Origin of the sequence: Colwellia sp. (assembly GCF_013215345.1) — a bacterium.
GTDB lineage: Bacteria > Pseudomonadota > Gammaproteobacteria > Enterobacterales > Alteromonadaceae > Colwellia.
The window spans coordinates 23062-43100 of the sequence record NZ_JABSOV010000029.1 but is presented as its reverse complement, the minus strand read 5'-3'; the positions used below and the strand labels follow the sequence as shown (position 1 = coordinate 43100).

The window sequence follows — 20039 nt, the reverse complement described above, 5'->3', positions numbered from 1 at the left end:
CTTTTATTACACTATTGAAAATAAACTGTCGAACCAATGATTTTACCTGTTTTTAGTCATTGGCAAAACAGTTACAATGCTAGACAAGTAAAAAAATAGGAAATTATTATGATCAATGCTAAAAAAATTGAAGAAATAGCTAAACAAGTCACCGATGCTATCCCATCAAGCCTGAAAAATATGGCCAATGAATTTGAAGATAAAGCCAAAACTGTTTTGCAAAATAAATTGTCACAACTTGACGTGGTCACACGCGAAGAGTTTGATGTGCAAACACAAGTATTGCTCAAAACACGTGCTAAATTAACCGAACTTGAAGCTAAGCTAGTAGAACTTGAAGAAAAAATAGCAGCAAGCTAGCAAAAAAATAGTCAGTTAATCACCAAGCGTTAAAGTTTAGCCCTATGATTTTTTAAATCACTCATAAATTCATGCCAAATATTAGTAAGGACGAGATTATTCCATGTCATCATCTAAAGTCGCCTTAACATCAGGCCCCTCTGCAATTACCTGTTTCAAAGCTTATGATATCCGCGGAAAATTAGGCGAAGAATTAAATACTGATGTTGCTTATCGCATCGGTCGTGCTTTTGCCCAACATACCCAAGCAAAAACGGTAGTGGTTGGTGGTGATATTCGTTTAACCAGTGAAGAATTAAAGCAGGCACTGTCTGAAGGCTTAATGGCGGGCGGCACTAATGTTATCGATTTAGGCTTAGCGGGCACAGAACACATTTATTTTGCCACTAGCCATTTAAATTGTGACGGCGGCATCGTCGTGACCGCAAGTCATAATCCTATTGATTATAATGGTATGAAGTTAGTACGTGAGAACTCAAAACCTATTAGTGGTGATACTGGCTTGTTTGATATTCAAGCCCTTGCGGAACAAAATGACTTTGTTGAAGTAGCTGATAAAGGTACTTTAACAACGATTGATATTACCAAACCTTATACCGAGCACTTGTTAACCTATATTGATAACAAAAATATCACGCCATTAAAGTTGGTAGTGAATGCCGGCAATGGCACCGCAGGTCCAGCGCTTGATGCCATAGAAAGCGCGTTTAATGCCTTAAATGTACCTGTTGAATTTATTAAAGTACACCATGAGCCAGATGGTAGTTTCCCAAATGGTATTCCAAATCCATTGTTAGTAGAAAATCGTGCCGCGACGCGTGATGCTGTCATTAAACATGGCGCTGATATGGGCATTGCTTGGGATGGTGATTTTGATCGTTGTTTCTTATTTGATGAAAATGGCGACTTTATTGAAGGTTATTATATTGTTGGTTTATTAGCAGAAAATTTTTTAAGTAAAATTGACGGTGATAAAGCACAAGCCAAAATCATTCATGACCCAAGGTTAACTTGGAATACCATCGATATTGTCGAAAAATCGGGTGCACAAGCTATTCAAAGTAAAACCGGCCATGCTTTTATCAAAGAGCGCATGCGTAGTGAAGATGCTATTTATGGTGGTGAAATGAGTGCTCATCATTATTTCCGCGATTTTTTCTACTGTGATAGCGGTATGATTCCTTGGTTATTAATTGCCGAGTTACTTTGTTTACGTAAACAGCCATTATCAAGTTTAGTGAAAGAGCGCATCGCGGCTTACCCATCATCAGGTGAAATTAATAATAAAATTGTCGACCCTAAGTCTGCTATCGCTCGTGTACTGGATTTTTATCAACCCCAAGCGCAAGTAATTGATAAAACCGATGGTATTAGTATGGAATTTGGCAATTGGCGCTTTAATTTGCGTAGCAGTAATACCGAGCCAGTGGTACGGTTAAATGTTGAGTCTAAAGGCGATAAGGCCTTGATGCAGGAAAAAACTGCGCAAGTATTAGCTTTGTTACTAGCTGAGTAGTCTTCTTTATGACAGGGAGCTTAATAGACCAGAATGTTCAGCTCTCTTATCGTGAGCTTTCATTTACTGAGTTTACTCATCGCTATAAAAACAGTATGCCCAAAGCGAGGTTATTTGAGCTAACCTTGCCTTGGCTAACGGCAACTGCAGCCTTTATGCTCCCTGAAAATAGCCAAGTGCTGGTGCATTGTCTATTTCAAGTCAGCAAAGGACGAGAGCCAGTATTAAGCATTGCTTGGCCTTTGGTTCACAACCAAGCTGAGAAAAAGATAACGTCACTAACCAGCTTTTATTCTGCGGTGGCCGAGCCCATATTTCTTACCTCGCCAAGTAAAGAAAGTATGGCGCAACTGCTCACTTATATTCAGCAACATCATCAGTGGCATAGTATGCAGCTCGGTGCTTTTGAAGAAGGGCTAGTCAGCCAAGCACTATTTGAGTCTTTTCCTTATCAGCGGATTTTTTCTAGTACGGACAATGTCTATCAATCGGGTATCAGTGATTACGTCAGCTATTATCAACAAAGGCCCAGTCAATTACGTAATACTATAAAAAGGCGTGAGAAAAAACTGAGTAAAGCGCACCAATACCGCATCGAAATAATTACTGAACTTAGCGGATTTTCCTCGGCGTTTTCGGCTTATAAAAACATTTACCAACAAAGCTGGAAAGGTGATGAGTTTAGTTTCGATTTTATTGAGCAAGTATCTCTAGCTGCGTTACAGGAAAACAAATTACGTTTGGGGGTATTGTTTGTCGATGATGAGCCAGCGGCAGCACAGCTGTGGTTCTTACAAACTAGCCATAATGATAGCGGAGCTGTTGAAGTAACGGCCTCTATTTTTAAGTTAGCTTATGCACCTAAATATCAAATGTATTCGGTCGGCTCTATTGTATCGTTAGCTTTATCTGAACATGTCATCAGTGAAGATCAAGTCACTGCTATTGAATTTGGTATGGGCTCTGAGCCCTATAAACAGGATTGGCTAAGCGCGAAAAAAACACGACAAAGCTATCAAATTTTTAATCAGCATAGTATCTATGGTAAGTTAGCTATTATTCGCCATCTAGTGCTACCGCGGCTAATTAAAATATTCACAAGGAAAAGTAAGTAAATAATGACTTCTGCACCATTTACCGATAAAACTAACGAGCAAAAAAGTGGACAAACCACAGCGCAACTGATTAAGTTATTAATCGCTATTATTCCAAACTATGAAGAAAGTTTCTGGCATGTCGATACCGAACTTTTTGGCGCCATTGCTGAGTTTGATTCAATGACTTTAGTCACCTTGATCGGCGAAATAGAAGAGTCTTTCGATATAAGTCTTGATGATGATGACATCAGTGCGGAGAATTTTGCTTCCGTGGCTAGTTTAACTGAATTAGTCCTAGAGCGTAGTTAAGCGCTTTGGCCATGATATCGACTCATGTTGAATTTTATCAAGGCACGAAAGGGTCATTATTTCGAATAATTCGTACTCCAGAGCACGTACTTGCTCATCTGCTATGTATTGCTCCCTTGTTCGAGCAAGCTAATCAAACCCGCCACCATATCACCCGTTCAGCTATTAATGGCTATCACCAAGGCTTGCAAACTATCGTTTATGATCACTATGGCACAGGTGATAGTGGTGGTGAACTAGTCGAAGCTAACTTAAGTTTGTGGCAGCAAGATATTCAACGCCAAATAGAAGAAATCAAAGCCAATTCAGCCAAAGCTATTTATTTATCCTTACCCTTATCGGCAGTATTATTATTATCGGATGAAATGTTAAGCCTTGTTGATGGCTTAATACTTTTGCAACCAGACTTTAACGGTAAACGCTTTGTTCAGCAGTTTAAGCGTCTAGCGTTAGCAGCCAAGTTAACTCAAGCTGATAAGAAAAACCCCACTGAAATGAATGGTCAAGAGAACCTCGAGATTGCCGGCTATACCATAGATAAAAAGCTGCTCGAACAGCTAGCAGGGCAGAATTTATCCCAGCTAACTAGTTTTAATGTCGATTGCTATTGGTTTGAATGGTTGGCCAAGACAGATGAGTTGAGCCCGGGACGACTAAAGCAGCAACAAGCGCTAGCGAATAAAGCGAATAAGCTGATTGTACAGCAAGTAGCAGCGGTGAAATTTTGGCAGGCAACTGAATTACAACTTAGTGCTGAGTTTTTAGCGCAAGAGCAGATAGCTTTTAGCCAGTTACTCTCTCACTCAGCGGCAATAAGCTGATGATAGAGCAAGGTGTTATTTTTAATAGTCAGGGTAAACAATTAATAGCCATTGAACATTTGCCCAGCTCAGCAATAACATCAGTGGCCAGTAATCAGCAACAGCCTAAGAAAGGTTTAATCATTGTTGTTGGCGGCCCACAAACCCGTGTAGGTAGTCACCGACTGTTTGTTTATTTGGCCCGAGCGCTAGCTAAAAAAGGTATCACAGTATTTCGCTTTGATTATAGTGGTGCCGGTGATAGCGAAGGTGAGGTGAGTAGTTTTACTGAAATTCAACATGACCTTGATGCTGCCATTCAAACCTTTAAAAGTCGTCATAGTGATATAACTGAATTGGCTTTATGGGGGCTATGCGATGCAGCATCGGCCATTTTGCTTTATCTCAATGATCACCCTGCAGAAGAGAAAATAAAGCAGTTATTCTTGATCAATCCTTGGGTCAGGCAAGCCGAGACACAAGCACAAATCTATCTTCGCTCGTATTACATTAAACGATTGATGAGTAGAGGTTTTTGGCGGAAACTATTTAGCGGGAAAGTTAAAGCACAAGTAGCGTTTACTGAAATTAATCAATTCCATCAGCAAGGTAAAGTAAATAATAAACTTCACCTTGAGGACAATTTTGTTACTAAAATGCTACAGGGCTTGGACAAGTTTACTGGTCAGAGTCATGTCATCCTTAGTGGTAATGATTTAACCGCAGATGAATTTAAGTTATTGGTTAAAAGTAATAAGCATTGGCGCCAGATAATGGCTAGCGCTACTATAACTCAGCAAGTCATCAGCCAAGCAGATCATACTTTTTCGCAACAGCATAAGAAAAAGCAACTGATAGCATTTACCGTTAGTACTTTAATTAAGTAAAATAGTTAACCTGAACTCTGGATAATGAATGTTATAACGCTATGAAATTTTAATAGTAAATTACACGTTATAGACAATGATGATAGTTTAGCCGTTATCAAGGCATTTTACCTACCTAATAGTTGGCTATTGGTAGTAGAAATAACGCTGAGAGCAGTAAAAATAGCTTTGTTATGCCATATTGCTTATCCAAAGCTCAGGTTGGTTAACAGTTGGTTAAAAAATTCACTTGAGTTCTGTTACATGTGTTAGTAAATGCTTTACAATTACCCAAGTAGATAAAATCAGCAGAATAAATCTAGAAACTTTTAAGGAAGCAAGATGAAAATAGGGATCATCGTTGGCACTCGGCCAGAAATAATCAAAATGGCGCCCGTTATTCGTGAATGTAAAAAACGCGGTATTGCCTATTTTATTATCCATTCTAATCAACATTACTCTGAAGAGATGGATAGTATCTTTTTTAAAGAACTAGAATTACCTGCACCGGATTATAATTTAGGTGTTGGTTCGGGTTTACATAGTAATCAAACCGGTAATATATTGATTGAAATGGAGCCTATCTTATTGCAAGAAAAGCCTGATGTAGTGCTGGTACAAGGCGATACCAATACGGTACTTGCCGGCGCATTGGCTGCTTCAAAGCTTGATATCAAGGTCGGTCATATTGAAGCTGGTTTACGAAGTTATGACCGTACTATGCCAGAAGAAACTAACCGCATATTGACTGATCATATGAGTGAGTACTTATTTGCCGTTGGTCCTAATCAACATGCTATTTTGGCAAAAGAAGGTATTGATGGCGATAAAATATTCACGGTCGGTAATACCGTTTCTGATTCTTTATTTCAGCATTTAGATATTTCAGCCAGCACCAGTACTATTCTGGCCGACTTAGGGGTGTCGTCAGGAGCGTTTTTCTTAGTGACTGCCCATCGTGCTGCCAATGTTGATGTAATGGCAAATCTATTAGAACTGTTGGTATTATTTGATAAGTTACATGCAAAATACAGTCAAACTATTGTCTGGCCAATTCATCCAAGAACCCAAGCTAAACTGAAAGAATTTTCTATTGAATTGCCGAGCTATTTACAGCTTATCCCTCCCGTTGGTTACTTAGACTTTATTCAATTACAAAAACATGCTCGGCTTATTTTAACCGACTCTGGCGGAATACAAGAAGAAGCCTGTTTATTAGGTGTTCCCTGTATTACTTTACGCGAAAATACCGAGCGTCCTGAGTCAATTGAAGTCGGTGCTAACGTATTGGTTGGCCGTGATGCCGATAAAGCGTTAGCTGCGGCAGAGAAATGGCTTGCCAATGATGCTGGTAACTTTAACTGGAATAATCCTTTTGGTGATGGTCATGTTGCTGAAACTATTTTAAATATTATTACTAATTCAGTGCCAAATACCCTTGATGCTGAAATTATTGCTAAAAACGAAACACTGAGTGTTATCGGTATGGGGTACATGGGTTTACCTATTGCTAGCCTACTAGCCGAAGCCGGTTATAAGGTGACTGGTGTTGATTTAAATATCGATAAAGTTACCGCTATTAATAAGGCGCAATGCCCCTTTGATGAAGCCGGTTTACCTGACCTTATTACTAAGGTTGTTTCCCAAGGCTTCTTAACAGCCAGTATTGAAATACCTTCAAGCGAAACCTATTTAATTGCTGTGCCGACCCCTCATAAAGATAACAGCTGTGATCGCAGTTATGTTTTTAGTGCTGTCGATGCTATTGCGAAAGTGGCTAAAAATGGTCAAACCGTTATTGTTGAGTCAACTATCTCGCCACAAACAAGCTTAGCGGTAGCGCAACGTTTTGCTGATGCCGGTTTAACTATTGATGTAGTTCATTGCCCAGAGCGTGCTATTCCAGGACAAACCTTGCATGAGCTTGTGCACAACGACAGGATCATTGGTGCAGCAAACCCGGCAGCACAACAGAAAGTTAAAACGATTTACCAAAGCTTTGTTAAAGGCGAAGTGTTTTTAACGGATTTAACCACTGCCGAATGTATCAAGTTAGTTGAAAATACATCACGGGATGTTGGTATTGCTTTTGCCAATGAGTTATCTGACATCTGTGCAGAGCTTGAAGTGGATGTCTATGAAGTCATTCGACTCGCTAATCGTCATCCAAGAGTAAATGTTTTAACGCCAGGCCCAGGTGTCGGCGGACATTGTATCCCAATTGACCCTTGGTTCTTGGTTGAAAACACCAAAGCAGGTGAATTTGTCCGTTTAGCCCGCGCAATTAATGACAAACGTCCAAGTATCGTTGCCCAGCAAGCCTTGGATTTATTGGCTCTATCAGCGAGTTCATTGGCAGGAAAAAGAATTGGTATTTTGGGCGTAGCTTATAAAGCCAATGTTGATGACTGCCGTGAATCACCTGCCGATGCCATTCATCAGTACTTTATCCAAGCAGGAGTGGCAGTGAATTATCATGATCCCTTCGTGCCTAGCTGGCATTGTGAGCGTCAAGAGTCGCTAACCGCCATTGATGATTGGGCTGATGTATTAATCTTGGTTACCGATCATGAGTGTTATGGCAATTTGGCGTTAGCTACGCCACTGCTTAATACTCGAGCATAAAAATAGCCCATTAGCTTTGCTGTTAATGGGCTTTATTTTTTGCTAGCTTAGGGGCTATTGATATTTCAGGGTTAAATTTTGTTCGAGATAAAAGCGTTTTAGTCGCGGCGAGTAGTGTGTAGCCTAGTCATTCTAAGCAAATACTACTCAACAAAGAATAAAACGCTTTTAGCCGAATCCTTCGGACAGCGTTTGTTGGGCATTTTTACTGCGTTATCGCCTTTTTATGTGGAATAACCACATGACAAAGGATCTGCCTTGTACAAATACCTAACAATACGCTGCAAAAGTAATCTCGAAAGATCAACAGCCCCTAGAATATGGATAAAGTTTGCCAATACGATAGTTAAGGTATTAGCTTCAATAATAATTAGAATAGCAAAAGGAAATTCGAGATGAAATTTGTAAAAGCCTCCCTCTGTTTAAGTATCGCGTTGGCACTTACTGCCTGTAGTGAACAAGTCTCTGATGAATCTCATCTAGAAAATGCCAAAAGCTATCTCAGCAATAAGCAAATCAATGAAAGTATTATTGAGTTCAAAAATGCTATTCGTGCCGATAGCAAAAATGCTGAAGCACGATTTTTACTGGGTCAAATTTATTTGAATTTAGGTGATGGTCTTGCCGCAGTAAAGGAACTTGAACGAGCCCATCAGTTTGACTATGCAGCTAATAAGGTACTGCCATTACTTGCCCGTGCATATACTTTAACGGACAGCGATGCTGATGTTTTGGCCTTAAGTGATGAGGCGGAAAAATTGGCTAATGAAGAACAAAGCCATTACTTAGCTTATAAAACCCTAGCGGCATTGCGAAGTAAGCAACCTGAGCAGGCAAAAGAGAGTGCCGCTGTAGCGCAGTCCATCGCCAATCAAAGTTTATATAGCATGTTGGCTATGGCCTACCTGCAATTGGCAGAGAATAACTATGATGAAGTGAAAACCTTAATTTCACGGATTTTAGCCATAGATGCGCAGCAAGTCGATGCACTTATGCTGCAAGGGCAAGTATCAATGGTAACCAAGGACTATGAGCAAGCAGCGCTAAGCTTTAAAGAATATTTAGATTTACAGCCTCGTTCAGGAATTGTGCAATTATTGTTAGCGGATGCGTTACTTAAGTCCGGTCAAGATGAAGAAGCTGAAAAGTATGCCGATGCCATCTTAGCCCGAATTGATAGCCAACCTTTTGCCCATTATATAAAAGCCATGGTTGCTTTTAATGGCAAAGTATTTGATAAAGCCAGTGCACATGCGGAAAGGGCATTATCGGCGAATTTTAACCAAGCTAACTTAAGATTAGTCGCGGGTGCGAGTGCCTTTTATCTAAAAAACTGGCAACAGAGCCATCGTCATTTATCTATGGTGGTTAAATACTTGCCGAAAGATCATCAAGCTAGGCGCATGTTGGCTGTTACCCAGTTAGAACTGGGTTTCGTTGATGAAATAAGTGCCACGGTAGGTGATTTTTCGGCAAGCCGAGAGGGTGATGCACAATTTCTTTCTTCATTAAGCTATAAGCTACTAGAACTTGGTGCAATGGCGGAAGCAAAAAAATTACTTGAGCAAAGTGCAGCGACTACTTCTACTAATGCCGGAGATAACGCTAGGCAGGGTATTTTAAAGTTGATGATGAATGACCCCTCAGGTATCCAGGACTTGCAAGATGCGGTTAAACTAGATCCAAGCTTTATTGAGGCTGAGTTAGCATTAGCTTATGCTGCGCTACAAAATAATGATATTAAACAAGCGCGTGAGATAGCCATTAAATGGCAGGACAAATATCCTGAAAAACCGGGTGGTTATAATTTAATGGCAAGTATTGCTATTAAGGAAAAAAAATATGATAAAGCAGAGCAATCGTTAAAGCTGAGCTTAAAGTTAGAACCTGATAATATTTTCGCACTTACTGAGCAGCTTAGGTTGGCTCGTCAACAAAAAAATGAAACTTTGAGTAAAGAGCGCGTTGATTATTTAATGAAACTTGCGCCAAGCAATAATAAAGTCTTGCGACATTACTTTGGCATCTACCGCAATGAAATGGCATTAGAGAAATTACAAGCAGCCTACCAAGCGGATAACAAGGATATTAACAAAGCGATATTAGTGGCTGAAGCTATGGTGAGCTTAGCGCAATATAAGCAGGCCGAAAATTTACTGACTGACTTTGCTGATACACCTAAATTACCAAGACGCTATTGGCAATTAGTGGTGTTTAACCATAGAAAACAACATGACGGTAAGAAAATGGAATCGGCTTTAGATAGTTGGTTAAAAGCTAGCCCATACCATATAGAACCTGTAGTGCTATTAGCCGATTTACATGCTAACCGTGGTAATAATGAGCGTGCCTTGAATATAGTGAAACGTGGTTTAGATTATCATCAAGATAATTTGGTGTTACAGCTGGTAAAAATGCAATTGCTGCTTAATAGCCAACAAATTACACCGGCTAAAAGTCTCTATAAAACACTAGCTGTTACCGGTATTAACGATGCGCTAAAACAAGGCTTTCTTGGGCGGATTCTACTGTTAGAAGAAAAGCATAGTCAAGCAGTACCTAAACTAAACAAGTTCTATCAAGTTTACCCAAGTAGTCAAAATGCCGTATATTTAGCGGGTGCTTATATGGGCAATAAAGAAGAGCACAAAGCTGTCAAAGTACTAGAGCATTATTTAACTATAGAGCCTAATGACAGCCGTATTAAAACTATGCTGGCGGGTATTTACTTAGAGGGCGATACCAATAAAGCCATTGCTATTTATGCTGACGTAGTTAAAAATCAACCGAAAAATGTTATTGCTCATAATAATTTAGCTTGGCTGTATTTAGAGCAGAGTAAACTCGATAAAGCATTAATACATGCAAAAGAGGCTTTTGCCTTAGCGCCTCACATTCCAAATATTGCCGATACTTACGGTAAAGTGCTGCTTAAGTCGGGTGATAAAAGGGCGGCATTAAAATATGCCACTAAAGCCTCTGATTTAGCTCAAGGACAGGATATTGATATCCAGCTTAATTATATTGAAGCTCTGATTGCCAATAGTCGAGCAAATGAAGCAAAAGACTTATTAAGTAAAACATCTCCGCAAACAGATGAGCAAACTGAGAAAAAAGCTCAATTACAAGCACAATTATAATTAGGTTAACTGGCAACAAAAGCGACTGCTACGACAGTCGCTTTTTTATAGTCGTGAGGAATATGGCTTCATTTTGTCAAGTTACTATCACCCTAGCCCTAACTCAAAAAATCAGCTCTAAATGCCAATAAAGGATTTATCATGAATAAAATAATAATTACATCAGCAATAATCTTGGCGCTTACCTTGAGTGCTTGTAGCGAGCAAAAGACTGCGGAACAATTAATGGCAAGTGCAAATGTGTTTAGCCAGCAGGGTAAATTTGCTACGGCTATTATCGATTATAAAAACGCTGTTAGATTAGACCCGAAAAATTCTGCTGCTAGGTTCTGGCTTGGCAGGGCATACCTTAACCAAGGTAACTATATTAGTGCCGAGAAAGAATTAGAAAGAGCGGTGGCCCTTGGCGCAAGTTTTGCGCAAACGGCAACACTATTAACACAGGTAAAAACTCGTCTCAATAAATCTGAAGAAGTTGAGCAATTGGTCAGAGCAAGTGAAGTCCTCAATGATAGTGACTATATTGTGATCTTGACCTATGCCGGCATGAATGCGCTAACAGATGGGTTAGTGACTAAAGCACAATATTATTTCTCTCAAGCGGTTGCAATTAATCAAGAGAACGTTTTTAGTCAACTTGCGAGTGCCTATTTACTTTACAGTGAAAGAAAGTTCGCGGCAGGTCTAGAGCTGAGCAATAGCTTGCTAGCAGAAGATAGCGATTTTTTCGAGGCATTGCTGTTACAAGGCTATTTAAATTTTGCTTCAAATAACTTTGAACAAGCAAGCAAGGATTTTTCGCGCTATATAATCGCTTACCCTTATGATAATAACATTCGTTTTTTTCAGGTGAACACCTTAATTAAAGCGCAAAAGTTCGCCCAAGCAAGTACGCTCAATGATAGTTTGTTAAAGGCCTTTGAAAATTCACCACTAGCCTTGCAATATAAAGCTCAAATTGCCTTTCAACATGGCAATTATATGGCCGCTAGGGAGTATGCGAGTCAAGCTGTTGGTCTTAATGATACTTTTGTTATTGCCAAAATGATTGCTGGAGTTAGCTCTTATAAGCTTGATGAATTGGAGCAAGCTTACGGTTATTTGATTGCTTTGGAGAGTCTGTTACCAGCAACACACCCTATCAATGTTATTTTATTATCAATAAAAATAAAACTAGGTCACACCGATGATTTAGCCCTGTCGGAGGCTAAATTGAATGAAATAAAAAATAGTGATAGCGACTTATTACAAATAACCAGTGTTGAGTTAATGAAGGCTGGGGACTATGCCAGTGCGCAAACATTAATAAATAAAGCTGTACAGGTATCGCCAAACAATGCGGCTTTACAGGTTCAGCAAGGCTCTCTATTACTGAGTCAAAGAGATTTATCCGGAATTAAGTCGTTAGAGCAAGCACTAACTATTGACCCAAGTTTACACGATACCGAGTTCGCTTTAGCTCGTCAGTATTTGCGAGGTAATGAAGTCGCTAAGGCACAAGTTATTGCCAATAAGTGGCTAGACTCTGACAGTCATCAGGTGTCAGGCAATATCTTAAACGGACTTATTGCCATGAAGTTAGAAAAGGTAACTGCAGCGGAAAAATATTTTCTAAATGCTCTGAAAATAGCGCCTAAAAGTATCAGTGCCATTTATAATTTAGCAATCGTTGCCGCTTTTCATAAACAAGCGACAAAGGCCATTGCTGGCTTTAAAGAGGTCATCGAGCTTAGCCCTAATCATCATAACGCTATTCGCCGCTATACTGTTTTGCAAACAAGGCAGGGACGTTCTGCAGAGGCTATTTTATTTTTAAATGCGTTACATCAGCAAAGTAAACTCAATGGTAAGCCTATCCATAAGAATTTAGTTATGGGTTTGGCTCAAAACCTACGTATTAGTAAGCAGGTACCTACAGCCATTTCATTGTTAGAATCGATCAAAAGTGAAAAAAACTTATCGCCACGTTATTGGGCAGTCTTGGCGGCTAGTTATACACAAATGCATCAGTTTAAACGCGTGTTAACTACCTATGAACAGGGTTTAAAAGAGCACGGTAAAAGTTATATTCTTCGTGTTGGCCATATTGGCACACTGGAAAAACTAAAACAATTTTCACCGGCCTTAGCGTTAACTAAAAAGGCAAATATAGATTTCCCTGACGATGATAACTTGATGACAATGCGAGCCTATTTAGAGCTAGCTAACAATAATATTCAAGCCACTAAGCAGCAATTAAAAGTATTAAAAGATAAAGGTGTCTCTAACAATATAATAACCATGACAACAGCTAAGGTTGCGATACAAGAAAAACAATATGATCTAGCAATTGAACTTTATAGTGAATTATATGAGCAAGTACCAAATAGTACTGGTGCCATTAACTTAGCAAGAGCCTTGCAGTTCTCTAAGCAAGGCGCTGAAGCTGAATTGGTTTTAGAAAACTACCTCACTAACATTGTTAACGATAATAGGGTGAGAATGTTACTTGCAGAGCTTTATGGCATGAACAATGTCGATAATAATAAATCTGCCAAGATCATTACTATCTACCAAAGAATTATAAAAGATCAACCTAATAATTTAGCTGCGTTGAATAACCTAGCTTGGCAGCAGTACCAGAGTGATGATTTAGTTAATGCGCAACTGAATATCGAAAAAGCCTTGTATTTAGCACCTGACAATAGTGCTATTGCAGAAAGTTATGGTGTGATTTTAGTCGCTAATAAGCGTTATGAAGAGGCGATTGAAGTGCTCGTTAATGTCATTAAGCAAGGCCCAATAGATGTCAGTGCTAAAGTGAGCTTGGCTGAGGCCTATATCGCCTTGCAGCAGCATGAGCAAGCAAAGCAGGTCTTATCTGGTTTGAGTGCCCATGATAGTAAGTTAAATGTAAAAATAGCTAAGTTGAAACAAGAGGTAGAGCAATATTAAGTTAGTTATGCAAGTGGCAGTCACTGTCAGTAAATTTTACAAGTTTGTGACTTTCTTAATAGCTGTATAAGGCAGCAACTAGCTTAACTTATGATTTATAAACGAAATGGTGAAAGTTTTCGTTTTGGCATAAAAAATGCTCAGTACGAGGAGTATTATACAAAACTTTGAATATCTATAAGGAAATTCTATGAACTTATTGAAAACTCTTGCAGCAGCGTCAGTAATTGCTCTGGCAAGCTTTGGTGCTAATGCATCACAAATAACTTCTGGTGGTGTTACCTGGGATCCTGATTTTGATAATGGGTTTTTTAGTGACTTTACTTCGAATGGCTTTTTTAAACAGTACTATGTTGCGGGTACTTCACGAAATGGTATTAATGTAGGTGATATAATAACTGATTTTAGTTTGGTAACTCTTGCAGACACTTTGCAAGGTTATGGCTTTTTAACTAGTTTAAATGGTCAAAATCAGGGCGAATATTGTGTGACTTGTCAGCTTTTAACTTTCACTTTTACTGACTTCGAACTTGTGAATCTAACAGGTACAGGCTCACCAATATTCTCTGGTGGTAGTGCTGCGGTTTATGCTGATACTGGTGGTTTACCTACTGATTATGCTTCGGCATCAGATGATTTACTGTGGTTAGAATTAGAGGCTGTGATTAATCCGTTAGCAGGGGATGGTGCCGGCTCTACTATCGATGTAGCAGGCAATGTAACGGATGGTGCATTTGGTAATGCATATTTTAATGTTATTGGTGGTTTAGTTGCTAGTAATTTTGATACCAATGGTCAGATTTTTGGTAGTGACTTAGCTTATAGCTCTGTTCGTACTGGAGGCACTGATGCCGGTACATTTATTATGAATGGTAACTCTATTCCAGAGCCTACTAGCTTAGCTATCTTTGCTTTAGGTCTTTTAGGCTTAGCTGGTGCAGCTCGTCGTAAAGCTTAATGCTGAAGTTATATTGATGAATTGGTAACCTAGTTATCAGTTTAATTGCAAATTTAAAACCTCACTGTAAATAAACAAAGTGAGGTTTTTTTATGTCTAAGCTTTAGCAATTACCATATGAAGTGTTTAGCTAGTGGTGACAACAAAGCTAACAACGCTAGGTTGAAAATCACCGATAAAAAAGCCCAGTTTAACTAAGTTAAACTGGGCTTTTGACAGGACTGATTTTATTCTGGCAGAAAAAGCGGAAGCTTATTTCATGTTAGCGTAGTAAGCCGCTAAGTTCTCTATATCAGTAGGAGTAAGCGCCATAACCATACCTTTCATAGTAGGGTCATTACGTTTGCCTGATTTAAAATCGGTAAGTTGCTTAACAAGGTAAGCTTCTTTTTGACCAGCTAAGTTAGGGTAAGTTGGCACCGCTGAAATACCGGCAGCACCGTGACAAGCCGCACACATCATTGATTTTGCTTTACCGGCTTCTGCGTCACCAGCAAATACAGGCGATGCCATCATAACTGTTGCTGTTGCCACAGCAAGCATAAGTTTATTCATAGTTTCACTCTCTTTGGTTCAAAGGTATTTGTAACCAAGGTAAAATGCAAGCATGATACTCAAGTTACAAAGATAAAATCCTGTCTTGAGTATATGGAAATTAGACTTACTTGTCGTTGATTTTTTTGTTAAAAGCCCTGATTAACATCAAACTTTCATCGTATAATTAGCCATATTCGATAAGATAATAAAATGGTGCATTATGATCCCTGGAACAAGCTCACAGAGTATTAAGTCGCTCACATACCAAGCAGACCATTTAAGCGTTTATTTTGAAAATGACTGGTACCAAGAAAATATTGCAGCACTAATAACGCTCCTACTTTCGCCAATCATGCCGGTTACTATGCAAGAAAATATAATTGGCGCAGACCGAGAAAATATTCGCTTTTCTTGGCAAGAGCATTATTTTGTGTTGAACTTTGATTATTATAGCCAATCTTGTTGGTTAGAAGGGCGAGGTAGTAAAAGCACTGAGTCTTTAGCTAATTTATATGCGGAGTTAGAAAAATAATGGCTAGTAACAAGCAATGCTTTGATAAGATTTTGATCAGTGCCTGTTTTCTTGGTGAAAGAGTACGCTATAACGGTGTAGTCAAAAGCTTAGTCAGTCAATTGATAAGTCAATGGCAGCAGCAAGGTCGTTTTATCTCTGTTTGTCCTGAGGTTATGTCAGGCTTACCAGTACCAAGACCGCCAGCTGAAATAAATCCCAAGACCAAGCAAGTGCTAACTATTGAATCCGTTGATGTTAGCCAACAGTTTAAAAAAGGTGCTCAGCTGGCTTTAAGTTTATGCCAACGGCATGATATTCGTTTTGCTTTACTAAAAGAGTCTAGTCCATCCTGTGGTAGCAATACTATTTATGATGGTTCATTTAGCCAAAAAATAATTGTTGGTGAGGGCATCACGACAAAACTGCTGCGTCAACATGGTATTAAAGTGTTTTCCGAGCTATCCCTTGCTCAGCTAGAGCTATTATTGGACCAGTAAGCTTGCAGTTAATTCTGTCTAAATTGGATGTGATACTATTGATAGCAAAGCCTATGAGTGCAGGAGCTTACTTAATGGGTAAACTTGGCTTCAGAACTGGTCCGTTTAAACCGCTGAAATAAAAAACCACTTGCAGGTCTGACCAGTATGGATGACAATGCAAGCATCAATTAATTTATCAAAGACGTTACTTATGGCTAATCAGTTTAATAATATTGTATCAAAGATCAATTCAGCACCTAGCTTTCTCCGCTCTTTTTTATTAACAAAGCTATTCACCAGTAAAGTTAAATTTGCCGGCACAAGCGGTATTAAAATTAATGAGATAACTAACCATAAAACACAGTTGTTTTTAGCGAATAAAAAATCGGTGCAAAATCATATTGGTGGCATACATGCAATTGCTGCGGCTGTGCTAGCAGAATCAGCAACAGGTATTGTCTTTGGTATGAATGTGCCTAACTCAAAATTACCCTTATTAAAGTCTATGAAAGTCAATTATCAAAGGCGCATGCAAGGGAGCTTAAGCGCTGTAGCTCAGTTAACCGATGAACAAATTAAACTGATTGAGCAAGAAGACAAAGGTAGTATCTTTGTGCCAGTAACTATTGAAGATGAATCAGGGCAATCCCCGATAGAATGTCAGATGGAGTGGGCATGGGTAACTAAAAAAAGTGGTAAAAAAAAGCACTAACAAAGACCAAACTAAAGTTGTAAAGCTTAATGTCTTACTTGCCTATATACCCGTTACCATTCAAAGTGCTTGAGCAACATCACTTCATCGTTACATCAATTTGAAATGGAATAACCATGGCTACATTGATATGCCTTGAATTGAAATTGCTCAAGCACTCTGAAACATGTATCTTGAATGGTAACGGGTATATGGTATAAAATATTGTTCAAAGGAACTGAACTATGTTGATGAGTAATGACTACAAATAAAACGGATAAAAACGCTGCTAATTTGCCTAGTAAGCAAGTGCTTGTAGCGCCTTGTAACATTGCTAGTAAGCCATTGTATCAATACTTTAGCGGATATTTACTGGCAATCTTCCTGATTGTTGTTGCAGTATTATCTTCGGCACTATGGTTCTCTGCTCAGCAAGCTAAGCTCTCTCAAGCGTTAATAAGTGAACAGCTAGTACCCTTACAAAAGCAACTTATACAACAAAGCTATCTGAGCAAAGCGAATAAAACTATTGATGAAATATTACAAAGCGTCAATACGAATGACGTTATAGCCTTACAGCAAGAGCTGGCTTTGCAAAGTAAAAAATTATCATTATTACAATCTCAGTATAAAAACACTTATCAACAATGGTTTACTCAGAATAATGCTGCTATGAGCCTTATTACCCGCATTGAATCTAATCAGTTAATAAATATACAGTTAAAAGATAAATCCTTAATTCAGCTCGATACTTTACTTGATGCCCTAGCTATCCAGGGAGAAAATCAAGACATTGACTCGAATAAAGTACAGCTATTAACAGAATTACATGGAAAATTAACCAATATAGTAACTATGCTGACCCCGCTAAGTTTACAAACTTCGCTTGGGACATTCGAGCAATTACGTCAGAAAATCGATGAAGTGTTTATTGCTGATTATACTAAGAAGTTAGCGAGTCAGCAGCATGAAAGTCAGAGTACGGCAGATATTGTTAGAGACCTTATTCACTTTGAAGATTTTACTTTAACCGCTGGTTTACTGTCAAAGTGGCAAGGGAATTTGCGATTGATGGCTGATTATCATCAAGAAAGGGTCTATCAGCAACAGAAATTGCGTAGTATTCTTGCTGACCTATTAGAAAATAGCCAAGACCCTAACTCAACAATTTATCCTTATGTCGCAGCGGATAAAGAAACTATAACGGCTCAACAATTACCAATATGGCAATGGCTTATATTTGTTACTAGCTTGGCGAGCATTTTTGTTTTGCTGTGGTTAGTGCGAGTAAGGATTAAGCTTGCTAGTCAATACAGTGTTAATTGTATTAGTCGTGCCTTAGACGGCGAGTTTAGCCAGTTGAACATAAAAGATAAAAGCATTTTCATGCAATTTTATCAGCATAGTTTTCATACTGAGGAGTCAGAGCAGCTGATAAATAAAATAGTAAAAACAAATGGCAGTAATTATAGCGAGCAAGAGTATCTAGCACTGAGTGATAAAAACGAGCAGCTTGCAGGGCTAATCGTTATCCATAATGCTGTTCAAGAAAAATTAAATATCGAGTTAGAGCGAATCAAACTGAATGCCTCAAAAAAATATCAAACACAATTATTACTTGAGCAACAACGAGGTAAAGCACTTTACTTAGCCACTATAAAGCAACTAGTGCTATTAGGGCGTAGTGCTATTACCACGAGTATTAGCACTAGCCATGAAGGTGATCCAGGGAATTATTTACATTATGCTCACCTTCATGCTCGAGACTTAGTTTTAAAGTTAAGGCAAGCGAGTTGTTATCGTTACTTGCAAAGTAGTGACGCCGTACTTACCTTGAGTGATGTCAATCTTGTTGGTCAAATCCAAGCAATTTTATTTAATCTAGATGCTCAGTTATACCGAGGTAAAAATAAGTTACGATTGAACATTGATAAAAAAATTATTGCCGAAGTAAATCTCGATGCCGAGCTCTTTTCAGAAATGTTTGCAGCTTTTATTCAGCTGCTATTGTCTAAGCAGATTGATAGGCACTTAGAGCTAAATTTACGTCTAGTTGATAAAAATAATGGTCAACAAAAAATATGTTTTAGTGGTCAGGTAAAAGGTGGCGATAAAATTGCGCAATTGCCGCAAGTACTACACAGTTTTATTGATGAAGAGGCCGAAAAAAATGAGCTTAGCGAGTACTTTAAAACATTATTGCGCTACCAGCATGGTGATAATGTTAGCGCTAACTTAGCTGAACAAGGCTATCAGTTCAGTTTCACACTGCCGTTGGCTATTACTAAAAATACACAGCAAAAAAATCACTCGGTGTTGTCATTACCTGGGGGTAAAGCGGATATCGAAAAAGCTTGTCTAACATTAGCCGCTAAATATTTGGCTATGCCGATAGAAATATTGCTAGCGGTACAAGAGCCGATTAAATATCAACGCTTGAAACAATTGTTGCAAGGCATAGGCTTACAAACAACCTTGGTCAACAGTGAATTGATGTTAGAAAAAAATTGGCAAACTGGTCGCTTTGCTGTCTTGATGACTGACATCGACTGCCTAGCTTTTAGTACTTTTCTGGTTGATGAAGATGAAACAATTTCGGTGGAATTCGCCCTAGAGAGAGGTGTTTTTAGCTTGGCGAGCTCAGTAGATTTATCAAATAAGTCCGAGGACTATACCCACTGGCTGGTGGGCGAGTTAAATGCCAACAGTAGCGTTGATGAATTAATTTCCGCAATGCAACCTTGGCTCAAAGAGCAAGTAAGTAGTGAGTGCGGCTCGAACAATACAGTACAACTTATGCCTGATAAAGCGCTTACTGTGAATGGCGTTCAATATGAAAGTTCTGTAACCGCAGCTATGGCAGATGCGCCAAGCTTTAATTTTGAACAGTATTTGCAACATCAAGGTTCAGCAGAGTTAGCGTTTTATATGATAGAAGAATATACCACTGAAAATATCGAATTAGTGGCACAGCTAAGTCAAGCATTTAGCATAAACGATGCTAACAATGCTGATAGTGCTATCAAAGCATTACAGGTTAACGGTAAAATACTTGCGGCAAATAACTTACTGCATTTATGTCAGCATTGGCAAAAATTGCTAAATAATGAAAACTTAGATAACAGTGAACAAATACAAGTACTTCTCTTAAGCAAAACCAAACAAGCGGTGCAAGCGATCAGTCAATATGCAGATGCCATCGTTTAGTTTAAG

The 20039-nt window shown here is 38.9% G+C and carries 15 protein-coding genes and 1 pseudogene; 15 read left to right on the top strand and 1 reads right to left on the bottom strand.

The annotated features are described in order from the left end of the window. The first annotated feature begins 108 nt into the window (after positions 1-108). From HRT50_RS06420 to HRT50_RS06370, 11 genes and pseudogenes are all read left to right on the top strand, one after another. Positions 109-360 (top strand): accessory factor UbiK family protein, encoded by a 252-nt coding sequence (locus HRT50_RS06420; protein WP_291612525.1) that lies wholly within the window; start codon positions 109-111, stop codon positions 358-360. A gap of 103 nt (positions 361-463) precedes the next feature. After that, complete coding sequence (locus HRT50_RS06415; protein ID WP_291612523.1) at positions 464-1876, top strand: phosphomannomutase CpsG; 1413 nt, start codon at positions 464-466, stop codon at positions 1874-1876. Positions 1877-1884: 8 nt separating this feature from the next. Next, complete coding sequence (locus HRT50_RS06410; RefSeq protein ID WP_291612521.1) at positions 1885-2991, top strand: GNAT family N-acetyltransferase; 1107 nt, start codon at positions 1885-1887, stop codon at positions 2989-2991. Positions 2992-2994: 3 nt separating this feature from the next. Further along, positions 2995-3282, top strand: a complete 288-nt coding sequence (locus HRT50_RS06405; RefSeq protein WP_291612519.1) for a phosphopantetheine-binding protein — start codon at positions 2995-2997, stop codon at positions 3280-3282. Positions 3283-3293: 11 nt separating this feature from the next. Continuing rightward, positions 3294-4103 (top strand): hydrolase 2, exosortase A system-associated, encoded by an 810-nt coding sequence (locus HRT50_RS06400; protein ID WP_291612518.1) that lies wholly within the window; start codon positions 3294-3296, stop codon positions 4101-4103. Next, positions 4103-4969 (top strand): hydrolase 1, exosortase A system-associated, encoded by an 867-nt coding sequence (locus HRT50_RS06395; RefSeq protein ID WP_291612516.1) that lies wholly within the window; start codon positions 4103-4105, stop codon positions 4967-4969. Before HRT50_RS06400 ends, HRT50_RS06395 begins: the two co-directional genes overlap by 1 nt. Positions 4970-5290: 321 nt before the next feature. After that, positions 5291-7573: a non-hydrolyzing UDP-N-acetylglucosamine 2-epimerase gene (gene wecB / locus HRT50_RS06390; protein WP_291612514.1), complete on the top strand. Its 2283-nt coding sequence runs from the start codon at positions 5291-5293 to the stop codon at positions 7571-7573. A gap of 114 nt (positions 7574-7687) precedes the next feature. After that, positions 7688-7972, top strand: a pseudogene (locus tag HRT50_RS06385) (hypothetical protein). Then, complete coding sequence (gene prsT / locus HRT50_RS06380; RefSeq protein ID WP_291612512.1) at positions 7969-10713, top strand: XrtA/PEP-CTERM system TPR-repeat protein PrsT; 2745 nt, start codon at positions 7969-7971, stop codon at positions 10711-10713. Before HRT50_RS06385 ends, prsT (HRT50_RS06380) begins: the two are co-directional and overlap by 4 nt. A 141-nt stretch (positions 10714-10854) precedes the next feature. Then, the gene (gene prsT, locus HRT50_RS06375) at positions 10855-13647 is read left to right on the top strand and encodes an XrtA/PEP-CTERM system TPR-repeat protein PrsT (RefSeq protein WP_291612510.1); all 2793 of its coding nucleotides are present in this window, start codon (positions 10855-10857) and stop codon (positions 13645-13647) included. 190 nt (positions 13648-13837) lie between these two features. Next, positions 13838-14605, top strand: a complete 768-nt coding sequence (locus HRT50_RS06370) for a PEP-CTERM sorting domain-containing protein (protein ID WP_291612508.1) — start codon at positions 13838-13840, stop codon at positions 14603-14605. 252 nt (positions 14606-14857) lie between these two features. On the opposite strand, the gene HRT50_RS06365 is transcribed toward HRT50_RS06370, so the two are convergent. Further along, on the bottom strand, positions 14858-15160 hold the full coding sequence (locus HRT50_RS06365; protein ID WP_291612506.1) for a cytochrome c: 303 nt from the start codon (positions 15158-15160) through the stop codon (positions 14858-14860). 202 nt (positions 15161-15362) lie between these two features. Between HRT50_RS06365 and HRT50_RS06360 the strand changes: the two genes are divergently transcribed. The 4 genes from HRT50_RS06360 to HRT50_RS06345 all read left to right on the top strand — a co-directional run bounded on the left by HRT50_RS06360 (position 15363) and on the right by HRT50_RS06345 (position 20033). Next, entirely contained in the window at positions 15363-15674 is a 312-nt protein-coding gene (locus tag HRT50_RS06360; RefSeq protein ID WP_291612504.1) for a DUF3630 family protein, read from the top strand. After that, a complete protein-coding gene (locus HRT50_RS06355; protein WP_291612502.1) occupies positions 15674-16153 on the top strand; it encodes a DUF523 domain-containing protein in 480 nt (159 codons plus the stop codon). Before HRT50_RS06360 ends, HRT50_RS06355 begins: the two co-directional genes overlap by 1 nt. A 157-nt stretch (positions 16154-16310) precedes the next feature. Then, positions 16311-16847 (top strand): DUF4442 domain-containing protein, encoded by a 537-nt coding sequence (locus tag HRT50_RS06350; RefSeq protein WP_291612500.1) that lies wholly within the window; start codon positions 16311-16313, stop codon positions 16845-16847. Between the two features lie 237 nt (positions 16848-17084). Continuing rightward, positions 17085-20033, top strand: coding sequence for a hypothetical protein (locus HRT50_RS06345; protein WP_291612498.1), 2949 nt, complete (start codon positions 17085-17087; stop codon positions 20031-20033). Positions 20034-20039: the final 6 nt, after the last annotated feature.

Coding starts and splice junctions, on each gene's coding strand:
- HRT50_RS06420 (WP_291612525.1), top strand. CDS start 109: ATGATCAATGCTAAAAAAATTGAAGAAATAGCTAAACAAGTCACCGAT.
- HRT50_RS06415 (WP_291612523.1), top strand. CDS start 464: ATGTCATCATCTAAAGTCGCCTTAACATCAGGCCCCTCTGCAATTACC.
- HRT50_RS06410 (WP_291612521.1), top strand. CDS start 1,885: ATGACAGGGAGCTTAATAGACCAGAATGTTCAGCTCTCTTATCGTGAG.
- HRT50_RS06405 (WP_291612519.1), top strand. CDS start 2,995: ATGACTTCTGCACCATTTACCGATAAAACTAACGAGCAAAAAAGTGGA.
- HRT50_RS06400 (WP_291612518.1), top strand. CDS start 3,294: ATGATATCGACTCATGTTGAATTTTATCAAGGCACGAAAGGGTCATTA.
- HRT50_RS06395 (WP_291612516.1), top strand. CDS start 4,103: ATGATAGAGCAAGGTGTTATTTTTAATAGTCAGGGTAAACAATTAATA.
- wecB (WP_291612514.1), top strand. CDS start 5,291: ATGAAAATAGGGATCATCGTTGGCACTCGGCCAGAAATAATCAAAATG.
- prsT (WP_291612512.1), top strand. CDS start 7,969: ATGAAATTTGTAAAAGCCTCCCTCTGTTTAAGTATCGCGTTGGCACTT.
- prsT (WP_291612510.1), top strand. CDS start 10,855: ATGAATAAAATAATAATTACATCAGCAATAATCTTGGCGCTTACCTTG.
- HRT50_RS06370 (WP_291612508.1), top strand. CDS start 13,838: ATGAACTTATTGAAAACTCTTGCAGCAGCGTCAGTAATTGCTCTGGCA.
- HRT50_RS06365 (WP_291612506.1), bottom strand. CDS start 15,160: ATGAATAAACTTATGCTTGCTGTGGCAACAGCAACAGTTATGATGGCA.
- HRT50_RS06360 (WP_291612504.1), top strand. CDS start 15,363: ATGATCCCTGGAACAAGCTCACAGAGTATTAAGTCGCTCACATACCAA.
- HRT50_RS06355 (WP_291612502.1), top strand. CDS start 15,674: ATGGCTAGTAACAAGCAATGCTTTGATAAGATTTTGATCAGTGCCTGT.
- HRT50_RS06350 (WP_291612500.1), top strand. CDS start 16,311: ATGCAAGCATCAATTAATTTATCAAAGACGTTACTTATGGCTAATCAG.
- HRT50_RS06345 (WP_291612498.1), top strand. CDS start 17,085: ATGACTACAAATAAAACGGATAAAAACGCTGCTAATTTGCCTAGTAAG.